The organism is Ciceribacter ferrooxidans (genome assembly GCF_004137355.1).
GTDB classification, from domain to species: Bacteria; Pseudomonadota; Alphaproteobacteria; order Rhizobiales; family Rhizobiaceae; genus Allorhizobium; species Allorhizobium ferrooxidans.
The window spans coordinates 1-259 of sequence record NZ_SDVB01000134.1; the positions used below are offsets into that span (position 1 = coordinate 1).

Here is a 259-nt window from a genome sequence, read left to right on the forward strand (position 1 = left end):
CAATCCTCCCAGGCTGAGCATGGTGCCCACCGTCTGCGGGTCGTCCTCGCCACGCGTTTGTTTAAGAATTGCGAGCGCCTCGCGATAGAGCCGTTCCGCGTCAAGGTAATTCCCGAGATCCGCTTCGACAGTTCCGAGATTGTTCATCAACGCTGCCACATCAGGTGAATTGGGAGCGGCTGTCTCTGTTTCCCGAAGCATTTCGCTAAACCGGTCGCGAGCCTCCGCGAAACGTCCGGCCTCCTCCAATGCCTGCGCT

1 protein-coding gene is annotated in these 259 nt (G+C 59.1%); it reads right to left on the minus strand.

The window, feature by feature from the left end:
- Positions 1 to 259, minus strand: a 259-nt coding sequence (locus EUU22_RS04250; protein WP_165351083.1) for a tetratricopeptide repeat protein, incomplete at both ends; no start/stop codon positions are given.